The sequence below is a fragment of the Rhizobium sp. SVR5-2C genome (assembly GCF_056755115.1).
The window spans coordinates 21,877-41,637 of the sequence record NZ_JBNDHT010000051.1 but is presented as its reverse complement, the minus strand read 5'-3'; the positions used below and the strand labels follow the sequence as shown (position 1 = coordinate 41,637).

At 57.8% G+C, this 19,761-nt stretch carries 15 protein-coding genes and 1 pseudogene; 9 read left to right on the top strand and 7 right to left on the bottom strand.

The features are described 5' to 3' along the window. The first annotated feature begins 13 nt into the window (after positions 1-13). The 5 genes from ACPYOI_RS16545 to ACPYOI_RS16525 are packed head-to-tail and all read left to right on the top strand — an operon-like array spanning position 14 to position 4,441. Positions 14-796 carry a glutathione S-transferase family protein gene (locus ACPYOI_RS16545; protein ID WP_481416278.1) on the top strand — a complete coding sequence of 261 codons (783 nt, stop codon included), beginning with the start codon at positions 14-16 and terminating at the stop codon, positions 794-796. Positions 797-828: 32 nt separating this feature from the next. Beyond that, positions 829-1,755, top strand: coding sequence for a dioxygenase family protein (locus ACPYOI_RS16540; protein WP_481416279.1), 927 nt, complete (start codon positions 829-831; stop codon positions 1,753-1,755). 2 nt (positions 1,756-1,757) lie between these two features. After that, on the top strand, positions 1,758-2,519 hold the full coding sequence (locus tag ACPYOI_RS16535; protein ID WP_481416280.1) for an SDR family NAD(P)-dependent oxidoreductase: 762 nt from the start codon (positions 1,758-1,760) through the stop codon (positions 2,517-2,519). Continuing rightward, positions 2,519-3,397 carry a beta-keto acid cleavage family enzyme gene (locus ACPYOI_RS16530; RefSeq protein WP_481416281.1) on the top strand — a complete coding sequence of 293 codons (879 nt, stop codon included), beginning with the start codon at positions 2,519-2,521 and terminating at the stop codon, positions 3,395-3,397. Before ACPYOI_RS16535 ends, ACPYOI_RS16530 begins: the two co-directional genes overlap by 1 nt. Before the next feature lie 39 nt (positions 3,398-3,436). Next, positions 3,437-4,441, top strand: a complete 1,005-nt coding sequence (locus tag ACPYOI_RS16525; protein ID WP_481416282.1) for a quinone oxidoreductase family protein — start codon at positions 3,437-3,439, stop codon at positions 4,439-4,441. A gap of 1,272 nt (positions 4,442-5,713) precedes the next feature. Here ACPYOI_RS16525 and ACPYOI_RS16520 read toward each other — a convergent pair. After that, positions 5,714-6,120 (bottom strand): annotated as a pseudogene (locus ACPYOI_RS16520) (ATP-dependent DNA ligase); the annotation flags it as partial. A gap of 135 nt (positions 6,121-6,255) precedes the next feature. Between ACPYOI_RS16520 and ACPYOI_RS16515 the strand changes: the two are divergent. Both ACPYOI_RS16515 and ACPYOI_RS16510 read left to right on the top strand, forming a co-directional pair. Further along, a complete protein-coding gene (locus ACPYOI_RS16515; RefSeq protein WP_481416283.1) occupies positions 6,256-6,636 on the top strand; it encodes a hypothetical protein in 381 nt (126 codons plus the stop codon). Next, complete coding sequence (locus tag ACPYOI_RS16510) at positions 6,582-6,917, top strand: DUF1684 domain-containing protein (protein ID WP_481423071.1); 336 nt, start codon at positions 6,582-6,584, stop codon at positions 6,915-6,917. The genes ACPYOI_RS16515 and ACPYOI_RS16510 overlap by 55 nt, the downstream gene beginning before the upstream one ends. A 676-nt stretch (positions 6,918-7,593) precedes the next feature. On the opposite strand, the gene ACPYOI_RS16505 is transcribed toward ACPYOI_RS16510, so the two are convergent. Together ACPYOI_RS16505 and ACPYOI_RS16500 are read right to left on the bottom strand one after the other, a co-directional pair. Then, positions 7,594-8,811, bottom strand: a complete 1,218-nt coding sequence (locus ACPYOI_RS16505) for a phospholipase D family protein (RefSeq protein ID WP_481423070.1) — start codon at positions 8,809-8,811, stop codon at positions 7,594-7,596. A gap of 282 nt (positions 8,812-9,093) precedes the next feature. Continuing rightward, positions 9,094-12,501: a TM0106 family RecB-like putative nuclease gene (locus tag ACPYOI_RS16500; protein WP_481423069.1), complete on the bottom strand. Its 3,408-nt coding sequence runs from the start codon at positions 12,499-12,501 to the stop codon at positions 9,094-9,096. A 101-nt stretch (positions 12,502-12,602) separates the two neighbouring features. Between ACPYOI_RS16500 and ACPYOI_RS16495 the strand changes: the two genes are divergently transcribed. Beyond that, positions 12,603-13,058 (top strand): DUF4357 domain-containing protein, encoded by a 456-nt coding sequence (locus tag ACPYOI_RS16495; protein WP_481423068.1) that lies wholly within the window; start codon positions 12,603-12,605, stop codon positions 13,056-13,058. 225 nt (positions 13,059-13,283) lie between these two features. After that, entirely contained in the window at positions 13,284-14,906 is a 1,623-nt protein-coding gene (locus ACPYOI_RS16490; RefSeq protein ID WP_481423067.1) for a hypothetical protein, read from the top strand. Between the two features lie 284 nt (positions 14,907-15,190). On the opposite strand, the gene ACPYOI_RS16485 is transcribed toward ACPYOI_RS16490, so the two are convergent. The 4 genes from ACPYOI_RS16485 to ACPYOI_RS16470 all read right to left on the bottom strand — a co-directional run bounded on the left by ACPYOI_RS16485 (position 15,191) and on the right by ACPYOI_RS16470 (position 19,724). Beyond that, positions 15,191-15,403: a KTSC domain-containing protein gene (locus ACPYOI_RS16485; RefSeq protein WP_481423066.1), complete on the bottom strand. Its 213-nt coding sequence runs from the start codon at positions 15,401-15,403 to the stop codon at positions 15,191-15,193. Then, positions 15,404-17,188, bottom strand: a complete 1,785-nt coding sequence (locus ACPYOI_RS16480; protein ID WP_481423065.1) for an ATP-binding protein — start codon at positions 17,186-17,188, stop codon at positions 15,404-15,406. Beyond that, on the bottom strand, positions 17,188-18,294 hold the full coding sequence (locus tag ACPYOI_RS16475; protein WP_481423064.1) for an SIR2 family NAD-dependent protein deacylase: 1,107 nt from the start codon (positions 18,292-18,294) through the stop codon (positions 17,188-17,190). Before ACPYOI_RS16475 ends, ACPYOI_RS16480 begins: the two co-directional genes overlap by 1 nt. 617 nt (positions 18,295-18,911) lie before the next feature. Continuing rightward, the gene (locus ACPYOI_RS16470; RefSeq protein WP_481423063.1) at positions 18,912-19,724 is read right to left on the bottom strand and encodes an SDR family NAD(P)-dependent oxidoreductase; all 813 of its coding nucleotides are present in this window, start codon (positions 19,722-19,724) and stop codon (positions 18,912-18,914) included. Between the last annotated feature and the right edge of the window lie 37 nt (positions 19,725-19,761).

The following is a 19,761-nucleotide window of genomic DNA, read 5'->3' as shown; positions in this document are numbered from 1 at the left end:
GGAGGAGAAAGCCATGTCTGAATACGTACTGTACAACGCACCGCAATCGACCTGCAGTCAGCGCGTTCGCTATACGCTTCACACCAAGGGGAAGGCCTTCGAGGAGCACAGGCTCGACCTGTTCAAGGGCGACCAGCTGAAGCCCGAGTATCTTGCGATCAACCCGAACGGCGTCGTCCCGACGCTTGTCCACAACGGCACGCCGGTCGTTGATTCCGCCGTCATCATGGAGTACCTCGAAGACACGCTTGGCGACGTGGCGCCGTTGCGGCCGCGCGCGCCTTTGGATCTCGCACGCATGCGGGCGATGATGCGCTTCATCGATGAAGTGCCGACGCCGGCCGTTCGCGTACCTTCGTACAATTTGGCCTTCCTGCCGCATTACCAGGCAATGACGGAAGGGGAATTCCTCGCCGTCTGCGAAAGCAAGCCCCTGCGTCGCGAGTTTCTCCTGAAGATGGGGAGGACCGGCTTCCCCCAGTCGGAGATGGACGAAGCAATCGGCCGGCTCAAGCGAGGGATCGACCGCATGGCGCATTGGCTGCGCGAAGGCGGCGGCCCCTGGCTGCTCGGTGCCGATCTGACATTGGTTGACATCGCCATCATGCCGGTCATCGTCCGTATGGGCGATATCAACCTCGGTCATCTCTGGGCCGATTCACCTCAGATCGATCTTTGGCTGCGCAACATCAAGGCGAGCGATGCTTTCTCGCAGACTTACTATCACGGGTCTCTATTGACCGAAAAATACCCACACCTGCAATCCCTGAAACGGACGGCGCATGCCGCCGCATGAGCGGCCGTGCCGGCACACAGGAGGAGACGACAATGCAACACGTAACCATCGAACCCAAGCTGATTGCGACAATCGCGGACGTCAAGCCCACGGTCCTGGCCGCCATGGCGAAGACGACCAATCCACGCCTCAAGGCGATCATGGACGCCTTGATCAACCATCTTCATCAGTTCATCGTCGAGACCCGCCCGACCGAAGAGGAATTCGAGTATGGCCTGCGCTGGATCGCAGCGCTCGGCCATCATACGCACGAGACCAACAACGAGGTCGTGCTGGCCGCCGACGTTCTCGGCGCGTCCACCCTGATCGACCTCATCAACAATGACGGCATGCAGGGCGAGACGATGTCGGCGCTCCTCGGCCCGTTCTATCGTGGTCACGCCCCGGAATGTTCGGATGGCGAATGCATCGCGCGCTCGGAGACGCCGGGACCAGCGCTGTTCTTCTCCGGTCGGGTGATCGGCGTCGATGGAGCGCCTGTTGCGGGCGCAAAACTCGACATTTGGCAGGCCTCGCCTGTCGGCCTTTACGAAAACCAGGACAGCGAGCAGGACGATTTCAATCTACGTGGCCTCTTCCATACCGACGAGACGGGCAGTTTCCGCTTCAAGTCGGTCAAGCCCGCTGGCTACCCTGTTCCAACGGATGGTCCGGTCGGCGTTTTGCTCCATGCGCAGAAGCGTCATCCGATGCGGCCGGCGCACATACACTTCATCGTGTCGGCGCCCGGTCACAAGACGCTGATAACCCAAATCTTTTCCGATAAGCAGGAAGCCCTTGTGACCGATGTCGTGTTCGGTGCGAAGGCGCAGATTGTCGGCGATTTCGTCGAGCATCGCGAGCCGCATCCGGAATATCCGGGCGAGCAGCTCCCATTCTATACCTGCGACTACACTTTCAAGCTGCTCGAAGGCGAGCCGACTTATCCCATCCCGCCCATCTCCGGAACAAAGGCATGACAATGAGCGAGATTGTTCAGTCTGACACCCTTAAGGGCCAGGTCGCGATCGTTGTCGGCGGATCCGGCGGCATCGGCAGCGAGACATGCCGCCTGCTTGCCCAAGCGGGTGCGGCCGTGGTGGTCGGCTATCGATCCGGGGAGGAGAAGGCAAGGGCGATCGCGGAGGCGTTGCCGGGAAGCGGCCATATCGCACTTCCCGTTTCGATCGAGGATACCTCGTCGATCGGCACTTTCTGCACCGCCGTGCTCTCGGCCTGCGGACGCGCCGATATTCTCGTGAACGCGGCGGGCGTCACGAAGCCTGTAGCACACGCCGATCTCGAGGCGCTCACCGACGAGCTCATCGACCAGGTCTTCGTCAACAATTGGCGGGGCGTCTTTGCGACCATTCGCGCCTTTGCGCCGGCGCTGGCAAAGAGCGGCCACGGCCTTATCGTCAATGTCTCCTCGATTGCCGCTTTCACCGGCATCGGATCGAATATCGCCTATTGCGGGGCAAAGGCGGGCCTCGATATCATGACGAATTCGCTCGCCCGGGCCCTGGCTCCGGCGATCCGGGTGATGGCTGTTTCTCCCGGCGTCGTCGATACCGAGTTTGTTCCCGGTCGCGGCCAGGAGTTCAAGGATAAGGCGGCCGCCGCCACGCCGTTGAAGCGCATTACGACGCCGACCGACGTGGCCGAAGCCGTTCTTGCCTGTGCGACCCATCTCAAATTCTCGACGGGCACTCGTATCGTCATCGACGGGGGGAGGCATCTCTGATGCAGCAGAACGTCATCATCACCTGCGCGATTACCGGCAATCTCACGACGCGCGAAAACCATCCCGGTCTGCCGGTCACGCCCGAAGAAATCGCCAATTCCTGTCTGGAGGCGGCGGATGCAGGCGCAGCTGTCGTGCATATCCATGTCCGCCATCCGGAGACCGGAAAACCGTCGATGGAGATCGCGCATTACCGCGAGGTCATCGAACGGATCCGGGCGAAGAACGACGCAGTCATCCTCAACGTCACCACCGGGCCGGGCGGCCGTTACCATCCAAGCGATGAAAACCCGGCGGTAGCCGGGCCGCGAACCACGTTGATGCGGCCCGAGCATCGCGTTGAGCATATCGTCGCGCTGAAGCCCGACATCGCCACGCTTGATCTGAATACAATGACTTTTGGCGCCGAAGTGGTGATCAACACCCCCGGTAACGTGAAGATCATGGCCGAAATCATCGAAAGCGCCGGCGCGAAATCGGAACTGGAAGTTTTCGACACCGGCGACATCCAGCTCGCCCACGACCTGCTCAAAGCCGGCGTGCTGAAATCGCCCGCGATGTTCACAATCGTCACCGGGGTCAAGTATGGCCTCCCGTCGACCACCGATGCGATGGCGACGGCAGCGCGCATGCTGCCGCAGGATGCAGTCTGGACAGGGTTTGGTGTCGGGCGGATGTCGTTTCCGATGGTGGCACAGGCGTACCTGCTCGGCGGACACGTGCGTGTCGGCCTGGAAGACACTTCATACATCGCCAAGGGCGTCCTTGCGAAGGGCAACGGCGAACTCGTCGAGCGCGCTCGCGACATCATCGAAAAGATGGGCGGCCGCATCGCAAGCCCGTCGCAAGCCCGCGAGATTCTCAACCTGAAGCCCTGAAATCCCGATGGCCGACCCGGTCTCAGAAAGGACAATACCATGAATATCCAGATCGACGCCAAGTTGGGCAAGGCGCTGCGCGTCACAACGCCGTCGCCGGATCTCGACAACCTGCAGATCGAGGTTTCCGATGTAAGCGTGCCGCGACCCGGACCCGGGCAGGTGCTGGTCGAGATCGTAGCAGCCGGCGTTAATCCAAGCGATGTCAAGGCCTCGCTCGGACATATGCCGCACGCCATCTGGCCACGCACGCCCGGGCGCGATTTCGGCGGCATCGTGCGCGAAGGACCAAGACACATGATCGGCTGGGAGATCTGGGGCGGTGGCGGCGAGCTCGGCATCAGCCAGGACGGCAGCCATGCCAAATGGATGGTCCTCGATGAGAAGGCAGTGCGCCAGAAGCCCGGCAATTTCACAATGGAAGAGGCCGGCTCCATCGGCGTTCCCTTTATCACGGCTTATGAAGGACTGCGCGAAGCCGGCGGTGTGCAGCCAACCGATGTGGTGCTCGTCTGCGGTGGCAACGGAAAGGTGGGGCAGGCGGCAATCCAGCTTGCGACGATGACCGGCGCCAAGGTCTTCGCAGTCGAATATGACGGCCAACCGTTGTTAGGCCATACGAACGGCCCGGTCGAAATGCTGGATAGCAGCAAGGACGATGTGGCGGCCATCGTTCGCGAGCAGACGGGCGGCCATGGTGCTGACATCGTCTTCAATACCGTTGGCAGCCCGTATTTCGAATTGGCCAACAAGGCCATGGCGAAGCAGGCGCGGCAAATCTTTATCTCGACCTTCGATCGCGCCGTGCCGTTTGATATCTTCAACTTCTTCCGCGGTCGCCACAAATACATCGGCATCGATACGCTCGCACTGTCGTCGGTCGACGGAGCACGGATCTTCGACCGGCTGAAAGCGAAGTTCGAGGAAGGCCTGCTCAAGCCCTTTCCGATCAATTCCGCCACCTGCTACGGGCTCAATGATGCAGCCAAGGCATATGCATCCGTTCTGCGTGGAACGCCGGACCGCATATTGTTGAAGCCGTGAGGACCAAACATGCAAGTAACGCGGTACAACGAAGCTCGACCGTACGAGGCGGCCGAGCACTATGACATGCAATGCCTGCGCCTTCAGGGAAAGGAGGCAACGAACACCGACACGATTTGGATTGGTCTGTCGCACCTGCTTCCTAGTGCGCGAACCTCCTTGAAGGATGCGAACGTTGAAAAAATCTACGTGGTGATTTCGGGCGAAGTGACGGTTGAGACATCGACCGAGTCGGTAACGTTAAGACAGCTGGATAGTTGTAGACTAGCACCGGGCGAAGCGCGGGCGCTATTCAACCGGTCTGGTGCATCAGCGATCATTCTCCTAGCGATGCCCGTATAGATGCTTGGTGACCACCAAATTGGTGGATGCCAATTATGGAAGCAGTTGGTCAGAGACTGCGTGTTAGTCTAGGGAGGCGGGACTGGCAACGGATACGAGCGGCTTCGACAGATCGCCTTGCCCATCGTCGCCAGGTCCTCAGCGGTAGGCTTAATACTGTTTAGCGCTCGTCCCTTTGTGAGCACCAAGCTTCGATTTCGTAAGGCCTCGGAGGATCAGTACCATTGCTTGATCAATATGGGGAGTATTGGCAAGCACCCTGTTTTCTTCGGCCGACAACCCGTTCCGCAGGCCCTTGCCCTTAAAGCGACTAAATTTCTCACGGCCCGGCCATTCCCCGGCATTTTTGCGCTGGCTCGTCAAGAATGGTCAGCGCTTGAGTGCCAAAAAAGGTCGGCGGCAGCGCATTTGCAACACTCATGCTGGAGTAGAACCATGAAGTTTACCCACACGTCGCCAACCCCTCCACGTCCAGACGGACCGCCCCCGCGGCTGGGCAAACTTGCACAGGATGCAACTCCCGAGGGCGCAGTCCTAAAGCATGCAGTTCACTTGCGCCCGTACACTGTATGAATTCCAAGAATACACACTATTACGGAAATTGGGGCGACAATTTCTTCATGGAGGCGTATCGATCGAGTACCAACGGCGTTCCCGTCGAATGCTTTATCCTCGCTCATATGAATGATAGGGGCGAAGCGGACTCCATACTGCTGCATCATTACCCTCTTAACGCTACGCTGGAGTTTTCTGGAAACTCTAGGGGCCGTTGGTTCGTATCCATTCAAGAGCAAAATAATTTCACTCGTGTAGAACATCTACACCCACGCTGCATTTTCTGGATGATTGCGCGTTTCGCGTGACCGCCTGAGAGCCACGGTTCATGGGGTTCAGGGCAGCATTTGCACTCAAGCTGACGGTAGGAAGATGCCAATCTCCGGTTCGGCCGGAACGATAGGGCTGATCACAATGCTTGCCGACGATCCCTTCCAGACCGAGGCGGCAGACATACTCCAACAGGACGGCGGGTTCGGCGTCGAGTGTTTCCGATAGCCGAAAGGCGCCGTCTTTGCCGTTCAGCACGTCTTCGAGGAGATGTCGGCGCGATCCGTATTCGACATTGCGCAGATCGTGTCCGTCCAGATAGATGAGATCGAATGCGTATAGGATTGCGTCGGAGGCACGGTTACCCGCATTTTTGCCGGATGCGCCAAGCGATTGTTGCAGCGGCCCGAAATTGGGCCGCCCCTCTTCGTCGAGCACAACGGCCTCGCCGTCGATGATCATCGTCGCCGGCCGAGCGCGCAGGCTGCCTGTTCGATGGCCGGAAACCGATGCGGCTTGCCGAAGCTTTTTAGCTGTGGTCATGTCCTCGTTGACATAGCACCCAAATGTGCGTCGCACATGGTGACGTAGGCAGAGCAAATCCGGCAGGTATATAGTTGTGCCGCGATGATTGGGCGAGCGTTTCGATGAACGAAAGCCGCGTAATTTCTGACATGGGAGGAAATGATTTGAACGAGACTCAACAACTGTGGGAATGGCGCGAGAAGATCGCAAATCTCTACTACGAGGTACGTTCTAGTCCGGATGCGGTTGCTGCCTGGAGGCTTTGGTGCGGCACCCGTTCGACCCTGTTTCGCGACCATCCTCAGTCGCCAATTGAATCGGCGGACCGCAAGACGTTCGAAGGGCCGACGACATTTTCTTATGATCCCTCGTTGCGCCTGACGGTACAGCTTGTCCCGGTAACGCCGGAACGGACAACCGTCGCAACAGGGTGGATGGCGACCTGTCGATGTATGCATTCTCCCGTACAACGGGGCTGGAGACCAGATTGGGTGGCGAATTGACCCTTTACTGGATTGAGGGGTACGGCGGTGGCGTGTTCCTGCCGTTTGTCGACGCGACCTCAGGGACCGAGACGTATGGCGGTGGCCGATATCTCCTCGACACCATCAAGGGAGCGGATCTCGGAGTTGTCCGTCCGGACGGCACACTAGTGCTCGATTTCAACTTCTCCTATTTTCCTTCGTGCGCATATTCTTCCCGCTATGTCTGTCCATTAGCGCCATCGGGCAATCGACTGAAAGGCGCGGTGAGAGCCGGAGAACGGCTACCTATCTCGAAATGACCCGCGGTAAATCGGAGATGCGGTGATTGTGATGAAAGCACATCCCTTGCAAATAGGATTCTACTTCCTGCCATTCCCTGTCGGTGCGGTAAACCTTTACTGCATCCAGTCGCCTGATAGCTATTTTGATTGGGCTCGAGGCTGATAGTTGAGTTGACATCAGATTGCTTTGTCAAGAAAGAACGACAGGTCATGGCTTGTCGCCCGGGGTTCAGCCGCCTCAATTCTTGCGCGCAAAGGGCATTTATCGGAGTTAAGGCAAGTTTTCAGCCGAGTTAAATTTCGTAAGACCTTTTTAAATAGATCAGAAGCTGTGGTTCCATAAATCAACGATATGCCACATGACGGAAATCGCCTGGTCGACGGTTCGACTCCCTTCAAGAGCACAGAATTGACAAGGTCCTGTCGAGGTGTTTGCGGTTCCACTTTCTCAAGAGCTTTGGCCGTTTAGACCGTTTTCGGCAGCAGCTGCCAGTCATTGAAGAATATGGGGTCGACCACACGCACCATCGTGTGTCGCAGAAATCCTCGCACGCGTTCCTGCAACCCACCACTTCAATCCATGTTGATACTTTGCGCGTCCAAATCACTTCAGTTGAAACTTCGCAGCCGTTTGGCGCGGCGGTCGTGAAAGTTGGCCTAGTTTGTCAAGGGTAAACGGTGGCGGGAAGTGTTGTCAGGCATGTTCGTCGTAATATATCGTGTCGAGCATGGCGACTCTATAGTCCCACAACTCGCTATCGTCCAGCGAGGGGCGCGGTGCGTTATACCAAGGCGACGACTGAATCGGGACGATAACTCGATCCCAGTAATTTTCCAACGAAAGCGTTGTTGGCGCGAAATTTAGAGCTTTTGCCAGATTAGCCTTGTTTTTTCCGTTCGCGCAGACGAACGTGTCGGGGCGCTTCATAGCGAGAAGCCGCGTCGCAGTAGGATATTCGCCAACGTGATGAGCTTTGGCATCCACAAATGTTTTGCGAAATCTGCGACAATATTCCTCGAAATCCTCCAAAGTTACAGGGTCTTTCCGGGGGATGCAGTCCAAGGCGGCGTCAATTTGACTGTCTTGCCTCGCGACCAGACCGGCAAAGTCGCCATTTCCTCCCATTGAGCCGAACCACCCCCAATCGTGGTCGCCAAGGCCCGCGGTTTCCTTCTCGGCGTTGCCCAGCGTGCCAGCGATCCCCTTCCATTCGGCTGCTGAAAGATCTGAGAGCCGCCCGGCGCTCGCGAAAAGGCGCTGCATCTCGCGAAGGAGCTTCATGCGGCGCGTGAAATTATGATGCGGGTCTCTCTTCGCCGTTTCCGCAAATTCGTCCCAGCTCATCCTAGCCAAGGGAGAAGTGAGGCCCTTCCCGCCCTTCTTGTCGTCAGGAAGGATCGGATCGCGCTGGCCGAGCCTCTTACGCGCGGCGTCAAATTGTCGACGATAGCTGTCCGCAAGCGTTTGGGTGACGAGCTGTTTCAGTAAGTCGTAGCCGGAAAGCTCGCTCTGAATCTGGTCAAAAATTTCGCTGTTGCACGCGCCTTCGATGTGCAGACAAGCCTCGCGATTCAGGCCGAGACCGCCATTAGTGAAGTTGGCACTTCCAACGACGGCCTCAGCTTTGCTTCCAGTTCGGAACAGATAGAGCTTGGGATGGAAGATGCCCTTGTCCGCTTTAGCGATAAAGGCATTCTTCGTGCCGATTAGGCGCTCTACAAGATCCGGTGACGTCGCAAAGCCGTTTAAGCCGAATGTGACGGAGCGAAATTTTGCCCTGTTCTCCATGAGTACGTCGGCCAGCTTGCCATTATATCCCCATGCCACCGCAATCTGGATTTCATCATGGTCGCTGATAAGGCGATTCAATGTGGTGTGCATTGTTCCGGCGTTGAGTAGTGCGACCTTCATCTTTCCCCCAAAAGCTTAATAGGCGTCAAACGACCGCCCCTCGTTTCGCATCAGGACAAAACCCTTAGCGGTGAATTCTTTGAATTTGATTGCTGTCCGGTTGGCTGGGTTAATCTTGCTTGGTTGCGGGTTCCCTTTTTGGAAAGCCAGAACAGGAGTCCCCCCTTTTTAGCCGCGCTCGCGCTTTGCTCTGGGCATCGATGAACGACTGCTTGCCTCGAGAACTTGGAGATGTCGCGCCGGCTTACGAGCGGTAATAAGCAATATTAGTCTAAGTCGTGGCTACTGAACGGTACCGGCCAACTCGAGATACCTGCAGAGGGCGTTGGCTAGCTGCATTTGCCGAGGCGTTTTGCAGTCGACGTCGAAGATTGCCGGCGATGCTACCAGTATTGCCAGACATTTCGCCCGGGAGATCGCAACGTTGAACCGATTGGAGCTGTAAAGAAACTCCATGCCTCGTGGGGCTTCAGCGTAACTTGACGTCGCCATCGAATAGATCGCGATCGGCGCTTCCTGTCCCTGGAATTTATCGACCGTGCCAACCCTCGCGGACGGCAATCGCTTTTGGATCTCCAGCACCTGGGCGTTATAGGGCGTGATGATGACTATGTCGTCGAGCGAGATCGGGCGGACCTCGCCGTCACGATCGACCCATTGAGGTTTCTCTTTCACAATCTTGGTGACGATCGCCGTGATCGCCTCGGCTTCCTCGATCGAGGAACTGGCATTTCCTGAATGCTCCACGGGCAAATATCGCAGTCCGGAGCCGTTTATCGCTCCGGTGGAGATGATCCGTTGTTTTCTGCAAGCGGCGACCGGGGCCAGCTTGCTCTCGTAGAATAGCTCCGAAATAAAGTCACAGACGTCGGGATGCATCCGCCAGGTCTCCGCAAGGAAAAGACCTTGCGCAGAACCGATCGTTTGCTGGCCACCAAGAACGTGTTCGAGCGAGGAGACGCCAACGCCATCCGGATGTGTGCCCTGCGTCGGTTGGTCGAGCTGTTGCGGGTCTCCAAGAAGCACAAGACGCTTTGCAGCTTGCGATACCGCAAGTACGTTGGCCAACGACATCTGTGCGGCTTCGTCGACAAACAGTACATCCAGAACGTCCTCGGCATTAGCACGTGCCCAAAGAAAGCTCGTCGCGCCGGCAACATGGCAGTCGCCGGACGTCATAGCCTCGATCAGATCCTCGTTCTTCTTTGCAAAGCCAAGGCGATCCGTCCCGACCTCCGAGTTGTCGGCTTCGGGTTTCTGGATGCAACGGATGTTTAGATCCAGCTCCTGCGCCGCCTCGATGACCTTATCCAGCAGACTACGGATCACCTTGTGACTGTTCGCCGTTATTCCGACCTTCCTGCCATCCGCCACGAACTGGCAGATCATCCGCGCTCCGGTGTGAGACTTACCGGTTCCCGGCGGCCCCTGGATCGGAAGAACGCCTTGCTCGAGCTTGTTTGCGATCCTTTGCGCGGCCGCCAAGGTGCTCTCGCCTGCCTGCTGAAGCTTGCCTCCATCAATATGCGGCGGAAGGCGCATCAGAAGTTCGCGAGCGGCTTGAAATCGCCCGATGCCGGTGATGCCGTTGTCGGCCACAAACTCGCCGATCCGCAACAAAGCGCCTGCCTGCTCGTCCGCGCGGATATGTTCGTGCACAAAAACCGCTTGGGGGTGAATGGAGACGCTGTCAGTCCTCTTTTTGATGTCGATCGTTCCGCTCTCGCTGGAGATTTCGACCACGCTACCGAATTTGTTGCCACCAATCTGGCAAAGCGACCTGCCGGGGCGGACATCCGTGTCCTGGGCCACAAAGGCATACCGGTGCGTGGGCGTCCTTCCTTTACTTCCCGGAACCTCACCGACGAACGAGAGGCCAGCTACCGCAGCTCCCTCGTCGATAAGCTCGTCCGCGCTAAGGTCCTTGAGGCGGTAATACTCCCACCAGACAGCCTTGTCTTCGCGCCGGTGCCAATCGAGAATATTGGCGAGTATCCACTGGGCATGTTGCTCGGGAGACCGTTCCAATTCATCGACGGGAATGCCCATGAGCAGCTTTTCGGTCAGTTCGGCGACATGTTTCTGCCGCTCCGAAAGCTCCTCGCTTGGCACTTCGTCCATCAGGGGACGGCGGGGCACATCGACGCCGTCGGCGACAAGCTGCAATCGCAGCCCTTCCAGCCAGTCCCTCAAATACCGCGTCGAAACGCAATCGTCCTCGTTGTAGCCTTTGACAATATCCCGTTCAGCATCGGTGATCGACGAAACATCATCGAGTTCAAGCCCCGCTTGAAAAGAGGAGAGGGCGATGTTCGCATCCCAAAGCGCCACCTTGCGCTCGTAGCCATAGAAAGCCTCAAGCCGTTTGATCGAGTAGCTCTCCACGCTCGCCCGGACGCCGTTTCTCACGACGCTATAAAGATCGACGAACACTAGATTTCGAAGGAACTGATCGATTTCGTCTTCGCGTGTCGCGTAGCGACCCATCAGCCTCTTCAACGCCGCCGGCTCATAGGGTGCGAAGTGGTAGACGTGTAGACCAGGATACGTCTTCCTTCGCTCGACAACGAGGTCTACGAACCGCTCGAACGCTGCTTTCTCACCCTCGCGGTCGAAAGACCAATCGCAGACGTAGGCGGGCTGCCCACCATTGTCTTGGTATTGATATCCGAACAGGTACTCCAGCCCATGTTCACCGACGAAGGGATCGCCTTCGAGATCGAAGAAGATATCTCCCTCACTAGGTTCCGGCAGTCCCGATAGCCCCAGGCCGGGTTCGACGCGAAGAAGCTCGAAGCTCGGGGTACCGGTCTGGCGGGCTTCCGCCTGGATGCGCGCCTGCTCACGCACGCGCTCATAGGATTGAGCCGCCCCGCGCTCGGGTTTCCAAGGCATCGGCAATGGCATTTGCGCAAGCGCATCCAAAGTGTTGATACCGCGCGACGTAAGTTCCGCTATCTGATTATGGCTGATACCTGCCACGAACGACAGGTGGTCGTCGTCGCGCCGGCGTTTGTCGCAGGTGTCGAACCACCGACAGATGTCGCAATGGGCCGTTGGCTCTGGATAGGTGTCCGCAACGCCATTGGCGACGGCAGATTCCGTTGCGCTCTTGGCCTTCCGATAATATGCGCCGTAGTCAGCGACGCGCAGCCGCTCGGGTTCGAACTCCGTCCAAGGTACCACGACATAGGTGAACTCCGGCTCGGAGCCCTGAGCCGCTGTCAGAAGATCAGAGTAAAGACAGAGCTGCAGGACGGTTCCGGCGCGTGTCTCGCGGGCCAGTTTGGTGTCATAGACCTCATATGACCAGTCACCGAGCTTGCTCGGTCTGGCAACTTTCCGCAGCACGTCGACACGGCCGGCCCAGTTTCCGTTTCGCAGCGCTCCTTGCACGATGACATCCACGCCGCGCTTCATCGCCGCGATCGTCGCTGAGACACAAGTGTCCTCGATGCCAACGCCTTCGATTTCTTCAACCATCAGGCCCAAGCTACCCAGATGCTCGATGAAAGCCGCCTCGTGCCGGAAACCTCGTTCACGTAGAACTTCGAGAAGCGGATCCCATTGTGTCGGCTTGGCAAGCTCACCCGTCATGGATCTGAGGTCGAGACCCGTGAGATGGTCGCAGTTGAGATGGCCGACCAGATCTGAGGCGCTCAGTTGTATTTGGTTGAGAATCGCTTTCATGAACTCATCCTATGAGAGAGAAAACGAGTGCGCCAGTGAGTATTGTGATATCGGCGAATCACCGCTTCCGATGTAAATCCAAGTTCAATTGGGAACCACTGATGATGCAGGTAATGGACGACTCTTCTCCCGAAGAATGGGTTGAGATCAGAAAAGAGAAGACAGTCGCGTTCGGCAAGACGGTTGGCTCGAAGTTCTTGATACGGTCTGGCTCGACCACCGTGTGCGAGGGATCGCCGGTCGGAAAGCGGGACACAGCCAAGCGCGATGAACTTATAGCTCAAGGCGTTCTGATAGCGGCCGACAACCCTGATCTTCTAGTCTTCTCAGAAAATCATCTCTTTTCGAGTCGAAGTCTCGCCGCCGCCGTCTTGATCGACGGAAACAACAACGGGAGCCATTGGGGGGTCATCCACAACCTCGAGGAAATCGGTTCTATCCTGCCTTCTTTGACAAGTAAGCAAGTGGGACCCGCCGTCGATCGTTTCGACGAGGTTGGGGGTGGAGGCTTCGAGGCACAGTTCCGCAGTTTGGTACCCCTAGGGACTATTGGATGAGGTCTAGTGCACATCGTACGGGCCTTAGAGTCAATGAGAACGTCGATAGAGTGCATGTCGATAGCTGGAGACCCGCTCAGCGCAACATGTTTAGCATTTTCCGAGCCGGCGACACCTCTTTTCTCTGCTAGTCCATTAGCTTACTACCGTTATCGTTGCATCCACCCTTCGCGCTAACCAGAAGCTGGCCTATGAAGGCATTCTCTCTAGGCAAAAGATCCGACCGTGATGACACTTGACGGCTTCTTGACTTTTCTCGGCTTGGCTGTAGCCGTTTACGCAATCATACCGCCCGTTGCGCGTCTACGTATTCGACTGCAGCTCGGGGGGCAGATTGTAATTGCAGTTCTGGCGCTGCTACTTACACTCTACTTCGAATTCTTTCAGTTTGTCGCACTTCCGTGCCCGTCCACGTTGCACGCTGTTTGCGGCTCTATGCAAATGTCGGCAAATGGCCGGTTCACTCCCCAGATGGCGGCCTTCTTTGTCGTCCTTGTATGGATGATATTGGCGTTCTTGGTTGCCACGTCACTTCCGCCAAGCCAGCGGTCGTTGCGACCTATGGCCGATTTGCTGGAGCAACTCTTTCATCAGGCAAGCTATGGCAAGGCGGTTGACTTCATACTCCCTCATCTGGCCTTCGTCGAAAGGGCTCAAAACCGGCGGCTATGGAGCCAACGCGTTCGGGACTGGCTGGCTAGCGATCGGGTACTAGACGTCGAAGACCTGCTGGCAAAGCGTGATGGATCTGACAAGCCGCTCCCCATACGAAGGTATCTCCGCCCCTTGGCTAGTCTGTTTCCGAGCGGCCATGCGGCGCAGGAAAACGCTGAGCGCATTTTGAACTTGATGTATCTCTCCCGACAGTTCATGGACTACGTCTCGTCGCAGCGGCCGAGTGTCACCGCCGTGTTGGTCAATCTGGATGTTCATCAACGATTCGACTTCTCAAATCGCTTGCTTGAGACCCTGATGTCTGCTCGTGGGAGCCGCCTCTACGAGGAACTCGAGAGAAATGCCAACTACGAAGGCATCGGTGATAACCTCGTCGTCGGCCACAATTTCATCCTTCGCGCCTATTTCAGCGATGCGCGCGTAGCTGAAACCCTTCACGCGTGGAAACCCGTTGGCGACTATGTCATCAGCTCCATTCAGAACCCTGACCAAAAAAACGTTTCGAAATTGAAGGGAAAAAGTGACGACTTCGACAAAGGCCGCTGGCATGATCCGGTAGCAGTCGGGATAGCATACTTCGATTTGATGATCCGTTCGGCGTTCAGTCAAGACGTCGAGGACCCTATGTGGTTGGCCTACCTGGACCACTTCGTTGACGAGTTGGAGCAGGTATATGACACGAGTGGGAGCGGTATCGATAATACCGCCGAATTTCCAATATGGGCGTCCCGCTTGATTTATGAAATCGTCAATACTTTGGGGAGATGGATCGAGTTCACTCGCGAAGCTCCCCCGAATTCTCCCCATCGTACCTTTCCAAAGTCGCTTCACGTCGGATCGCCAAGTATACCTGCCAACGCCGCACGCAGCCTGGGGATCAGCTTACATCACATTCTGCGTTCGGAGCGCATCGGCGATACCTTTGCCATGTATATGGTTGAGTGTGTTATACGCGACCTTCAATATCTCGTCCAACCCGAGGACAAGGAGGCACGCCACTTCCTGATCAAATCGATCGTGTCCGGCGGAGGTCATGAGAAAGACAATGCTTACGGCGCCCGCCTTGCCCACCTGATGTCGGGTATCGATTATATGCTGATCCACGACGTCGAAGATCTGGTGGACGCGGCGCAATCAGCGTTTCCGTGCGAAAGCTTCGCGCACGTAACATAGGAGGGACGACGCCAAACATATCGGAGCACGATGTTCATGGGAACAACGCCTTGTCAGCAGCTTGCCGCCGCGCCAGACAGATGATCGCCGTGTCGGCGGCTCGATTCCGTTCAAGAGCTTTTGCGCTCATAAATCGTGTCTATGCCCTCGAGCGGAGGTCCTGGCAGCAGTGAACGCTTTGGCTGCTTTGCGCCCCAAGTCAGTCGTTCGAGCTGCATTACGCCTGCCCGATTGCGGACATCGACAATTCAGTTCATTCAACGGCATCGACCAGAACTGGCCGATCAGATCGGGTTGCCGGGATAAGCGTTCCTGATCTCAGCATTGAAGAACTGTCCAATAGAGGAGGCCTCCACCAGCCGGTCGTACATGAACTGCGGGACATTGTAGTATTCATAGACCTTGCCGGTGGCAACGAACTCAACTTCAAGTGTCTCCGAACCGGGGTCATAGCCCACCGAAGCCAAACTCGACGAACTTACTGACTGTCGTTCCATTCATTCCTCTGTCCATCTTGGGTTTTGGGATCGCCACGCAGCCGTGACGTTCACGTAATTCTCGTTGCCGCGTTCCTTACTCCAGTTGTGGGCAACGCGCGGATCCTCGCTGGCGGGCCGCTTGCCTTCCTCGGGAAGCGTAATCCTGCATCGCACAGGAAGCTTGGCAGCCTCGCCGGTGATCACAGCCTCGCCCGTACGAAGCACAGGCAAGCTGTCCACGATTCCGCTCAGACTGTCAGGCAGGGCAGCCTGAACCTTGCTGCGATCCGACGAGTTGGAGAGGCGCAGCGAAAAGAACGTGCCGCACTGGGAGAGAATGGTTTCGTCGATCTCGGATGGGCGCTGGCTCACAATCATCGCGCCGAGGCCGAACTTGCGGCCCTCCTTTACGATGCGCTGGACGGCATCCCGTGCAAGGTTGGCGTCGTCCCGGCCCAAGTAGCGATGTGCCTCCTCCATAACCACGAGCAGGGGGCGCGCCCGCCCGCCTTCGGGCATCTCGCGGCTCCAGAAGAGGGCCTCGTAAATGATGTTTAGGATGCCTCCAATGAGTCGCATAAGGATCGAACTCGGCACGCCCGACAGATCTAGCACCGTGATTGGTCGATCGTGTCCAAGCCAGCTCTCGAGCAGTTGCGGCAGGTCGTTCTGCGTAACCCCATTGAGGCTCGGTTCCCAAGGTCCAGGATGGAGCATGAAGTCATACTGTCGATCCAGTAGCCGTGACCGGAGCTGTTCGAGCTGTCGCCGGATCGACAGCACGTTCGTCTTGTTTGCGAACGGCGACGTATTACCTTGGCCAGGCAGTGGATAGGTAGGCGCCGTTAGCCTTTCAGCATCGCCCGGAGCGGTCTGAGCCGAGTTCTGCTGAGTGTTCTCCACCCACGTCTTAATTTCGGGGTCGATCAGATGGAGCCAAAGCGATTTCAGGCTGAACGGCAGAGGGCTCCCGGCGCTCAGTGAGTTGGCATCGACACCGGGATAGTTCATCTGGGCTAAGACTGCAGTTTTCGCTCTGAGAATGCGGTCCTGAATCGCCGTTAGCGCCTTCTCCTCGGTCTTGCCGAGCAGGAACGTCAACAGGTCGTCCAGATCGAGTGCCCAATAGGGAACGTAAAGGCGTTCCTCATTCTCGCGCGGATTCACGCGGAAGACTTTGGCGACCTCGCCAAGCGCGCGGCCGTACTCACCGTGGATGTCCATCAGGAGCACCCGTGCATTTGGGAAGCTGGAGTGGTCACCCTGGCCAACCGAAAGGGAGCGCAGCAGGCTTGTGACCGTCGTCGACTTGCCAGCGCCCGTCGACCCCAACACCGCAGAGTGGCGCGTCACGAGCTTGTCCAGATCGACACGGACGGGGATGCTTTCGGCTCCCGACAGTCTACCGATGGTCACCTGACCTGTGTCAGCGGTCCCGTAGATGCGGGCGAGATCCTCCTCGACGACGAGATGCACCTGGTCGTTAATCGCGGGATACTGGCTGATCCCGCGTTCGAAGGTCGCTTCTAAGACCTCGCCGACGAGCTGCACCTTGAGCCAGCGGTCCCCTCTGGCCCCGCTGTCGACCAGTGTCTCAGGCGTGGCAGTAGCACCGACGTCGGAGATGATTCCGTACAGATCGTGATAGCCCTGCGGGATGCGGACGAAGCTGCCGACCTGGCCAATGCGGTAACTGCGACCGCCAATGATAGCGATACCCGAGGCGGTTCCTTCGAACTGTCGCACGTTGATCGTCGCGCCCGCCACAGCTCCGACGTGACCGAGAAGGGTTGGTGCGCTCACTACGCCACCGTGGGGGCGGGGGCGGGCGGCGAGGCGGCTGCAGCGGATGCGGAAGGTGTCACGAAGACCTGCGTGGAACGCGACGCGGAGAAGAAACGAGCGAATGGCTCTATTGCCCCGAGCGTAAACTCCTGCTGGCCGCCCCCTTGGGGTTCCGACCAGTACGAGGACCGGATTGGTCCCCAGTCCTTTGAAGGAAGCTCCGACGGCACACGCCACGGGCCCTCCGAACCATTCACCAGCGCGGCGTCACGCGCGTAGACGCTGAAGTTTGGCAGTCGGCGACCGAGCTCTCTAGCACAGATCTCGTTGGCGAGCTTCTGGAACTGGAACGCGAACACGCTAGCGGATGGGTTCGCCGCGAGCCCCTCATCGATACGCGCCGAGATATGAGCGTCAGCGAACGAGAACCCGATCGAGATCAGCAGCGTGTCCGGCGTAGCGAGGAAGGCGCGCAGCCTGTCGAGGAGTGCTGCGTAAGGAGCCTTTTGAGTCTGCTCGTACTTGAGGTGCTCGGGGAAGACGAGATGCCGGGCGTTGTCTTTGCCGGAACGGATCACCTCGTCTTTGCCGTTAGAACACCATCCCAGCGACCCGTGCAGCTTCCAGAGACGCGTCCATCTTGCCGGTAGGTCGTTGTTGGAGACGGTGACCGGGTCGAAGAAAGGCTCACGACCACCCGTAAAGCCGTCGAAGTACGGCGCGCGCACGCGCTCAAGAGCTTCCTCAAGCAGCAGATCGTAGTTCGTCGTGAAAATCTCAATGGGATGATCACGACCGGCGCCCGTGATCCAGGTAACGATGTCGCTATAGGCGGAGCCGCTCTCGGGCAAGGTTACGGCGACGACCTTCCCGATCTCCTCGCATACGCGCTCGCCTAACTGCGCATATCCAGGTCCGTCCAAGTCATGGATCTTGGCCGGCCCTATCACCTTCGCGAGCGATCTAACCCTGGACAGGAGCGTTTCGATGTCGTCCTTGGGCGCGAGCTCCTTCTTCAGCTCTGCGATCTGCTTCGCATATTCTGTCTCGAGTTTATCGAGGACAAGTTTGGTCAAACCGGCGACCGCCGGGATCAGGGGGTAGGTGCCGTCTGCTTTCTTCATTCCTGCCGAAGCGCCGGCGCCCAGCAGTAGCCCGATCCTCTTCCGGCCCCCGGCTATAATCGCACGGAGGGCAGTCATGTATTGATCAGGATTGTGTATGATCTCGCTCGGCATAGTTTCCTCAATGACGACTGCGGCACCTTCTTGGTCTCAACGATAAAGTGATTCTCGCCAAAATTGCACCATGCCATGCTGAGCCAGCACAATTTACTCAGATTGGGGCTAGACCAAGCACTTTCGGAAACACGTGAACGCGGAGAGACAACCCACTTGAAGGCAAGCGCTCCGGGTGATTAGAACGTCCGCTCAAGTAATAAGGGGCACTAGAAGCAGCTGGTCCGTTAGCGGCCCCCAATCGGTCATTTCTCCTCGACTAGGGCGATGTCAGCTACAGGTGCATTTGCGATGAAGGACTTCAGTTAACAACGGGGTCGTTGGTTCGGATCCCTTCAACTGCCATATTGCCCACGCTCATGGATTCGGACCATGAGCGTGGCTCGAGGGTCACCCCAAAAACGGACAGATAATCCTGCCGTGGCGCTGAAGCAGTCCCCCTTGCTCTTCCAGAACGCGGCGACGCTGCTGGCTCTTCTCCTTAGTGTTCTCAGAATTCGTAGTTAGGCGACGAAGCGGACAACGCCGCCGTCCACGCGCAGGGCCGCACCGGTTGTCGCGGAAGCCTGCTCCGAACATACGTAGACGATCATGTTGGCGACTTCCTCGGTCGTTGCAAAACGCTGGATGAGGGAAGTCGGACGCAACGCTTTCAGGAATTCCTGCTCGGCTTCCTCTTGTGTGATCCCGTTTGCCTCGGCCTGCTTCGCCATGAAGTCCCCCAGGATTTCAGACCGGGTCGGCCCCGGCAGGACGGCGTTGACGGTGACACCCGTGCCGGCGACCGCCTCGGCAAGACCGCGCGAGACCGCGAGCTGCGCGGTCTTGGTCATGCCATAGTCAAGCATCTCCTTGGGGATATTGATTGCGGATTCGCTGCTGACGAACACGACGCGGCCCCAGCCGTTCCCCACCATGCGCGGCAGGTAGTGACGTGTCACGCGCACGCCGCTCATCACATTCAACTGGAACAGTCCAAGCCAGTCTTCGTCAGGAATCCTAGCGATGTCGTCGACTCCGTTGTAGTCGCGAATGTGGGCCGTACCTACATTGTTCACTAGGATATCGGCGCCCGGTACCTGCGCGATCAGGGCTTTAGCACCTTCTACGGTCGCCAAGTCGGCTGCGACACCCGAGATGTCGCTTCCGGGAAAGGCCTGCCGCATCTGCCGCACGGCCTCGTCTACCCTGGGCGTCCCGCGGCCGTTGATGACCACCGACGCACCGACGCGGGCCAATCCCTCTGCCGTGGCGCGGCCGATGCCTGCTGTCGATCCCGTGACGATCGCCTTGCGGCCCTTGAGTTCGATATTCATGTCATTCATCTCCAATTGAAGGTTAGCCTGGGCCGAC

Coding starts and splice junctions, on each gene's coding strand:
- ACPYOI_RS16545 (WP_481416278.1), top strand. CDS start 14: ATGTCTGAATACGTACTGTACAACGCACCGCAATCGACCTGCAGTCAG.
- ACPYOI_RS16540 (WP_481416279.1), top strand. CDS start 829: ATGCAACACGTAACCATCGAACCCAAGCTGATTGCGACAATCGCGGAC.
- ACPYOI_RS16535 (WP_481416280.1), top strand. CDS start 1,758: ATGAGCGAGATTGTTCAGTCTGACACCCTTAAGGGCCAGGTCGCGATC.
- ACPYOI_RS16530 (WP_481416281.1), top strand. CDS start 2,519: ATGCAGCAGAACGTCATCATCACCTGCGCGATTACCGGCAATCTCACG.
- ACPYOI_RS16525 (WP_481416282.1), top strand. CDS start 3,437: ATGAATATCCAGATCGACGCCAAGTTGGGCAAGGCGCTGCGCGTCACA.
- ACPYOI_RS16515 (WP_481416283.1), top strand. CDS start 6,256: ATGAACGAAAGCCGCGTAATTTCTGACATGGGAGGAAATGATTTGAAC.
- ACPYOI_RS16510 (WP_481423071.1), top strand. CDS start 6,582: ATGTATGCATTCTCCCGTACAACGGGGCTGGAGACCAGATTGGGTGGC.
- ACPYOI_RS16505 (WP_481423070.1), bottom strand. CDS start 8,811: ATGAAGGTCGCACTACTCAACGCCGGAACAATGCACACCACATTGAAT.
- ACPYOI_RS16500 (WP_481423069.1), bottom strand. CDS start 12,501: ATGAAAGCGATTCTCAACCAAATACAACTGAGCGCCTCAGATCTGGTC.
- ACPYOI_RS16495 (WP_481423068.1), top strand. CDS start 12,603: ATGATGCAGGTAATGGACGACTCTTCTCCCGAAGAATGGGTTGAGATC.
- ACPYOI_RS16485 (WP_481423066.1), bottom strand. CDS start 15,403: ATGGAACGACAGTCAGTAAGTTCGTCGAGTTTGGCTTCGGTGGGCTAT.
- ACPYOI_RS16475 (WP_481423064.1), bottom strand. CDS start 18,294: ATGAAGAAAGCAGACGGCACCTACCCCCTGATCCCGGCGGTCGCCGGT.
- ACPYOI_RS16470 (WP_481423063.1), bottom strand. CDS start 19,724: ATGAATATCGAACTCAAGGGCCGCAAGGCGATCGTCACGGGATCGACA.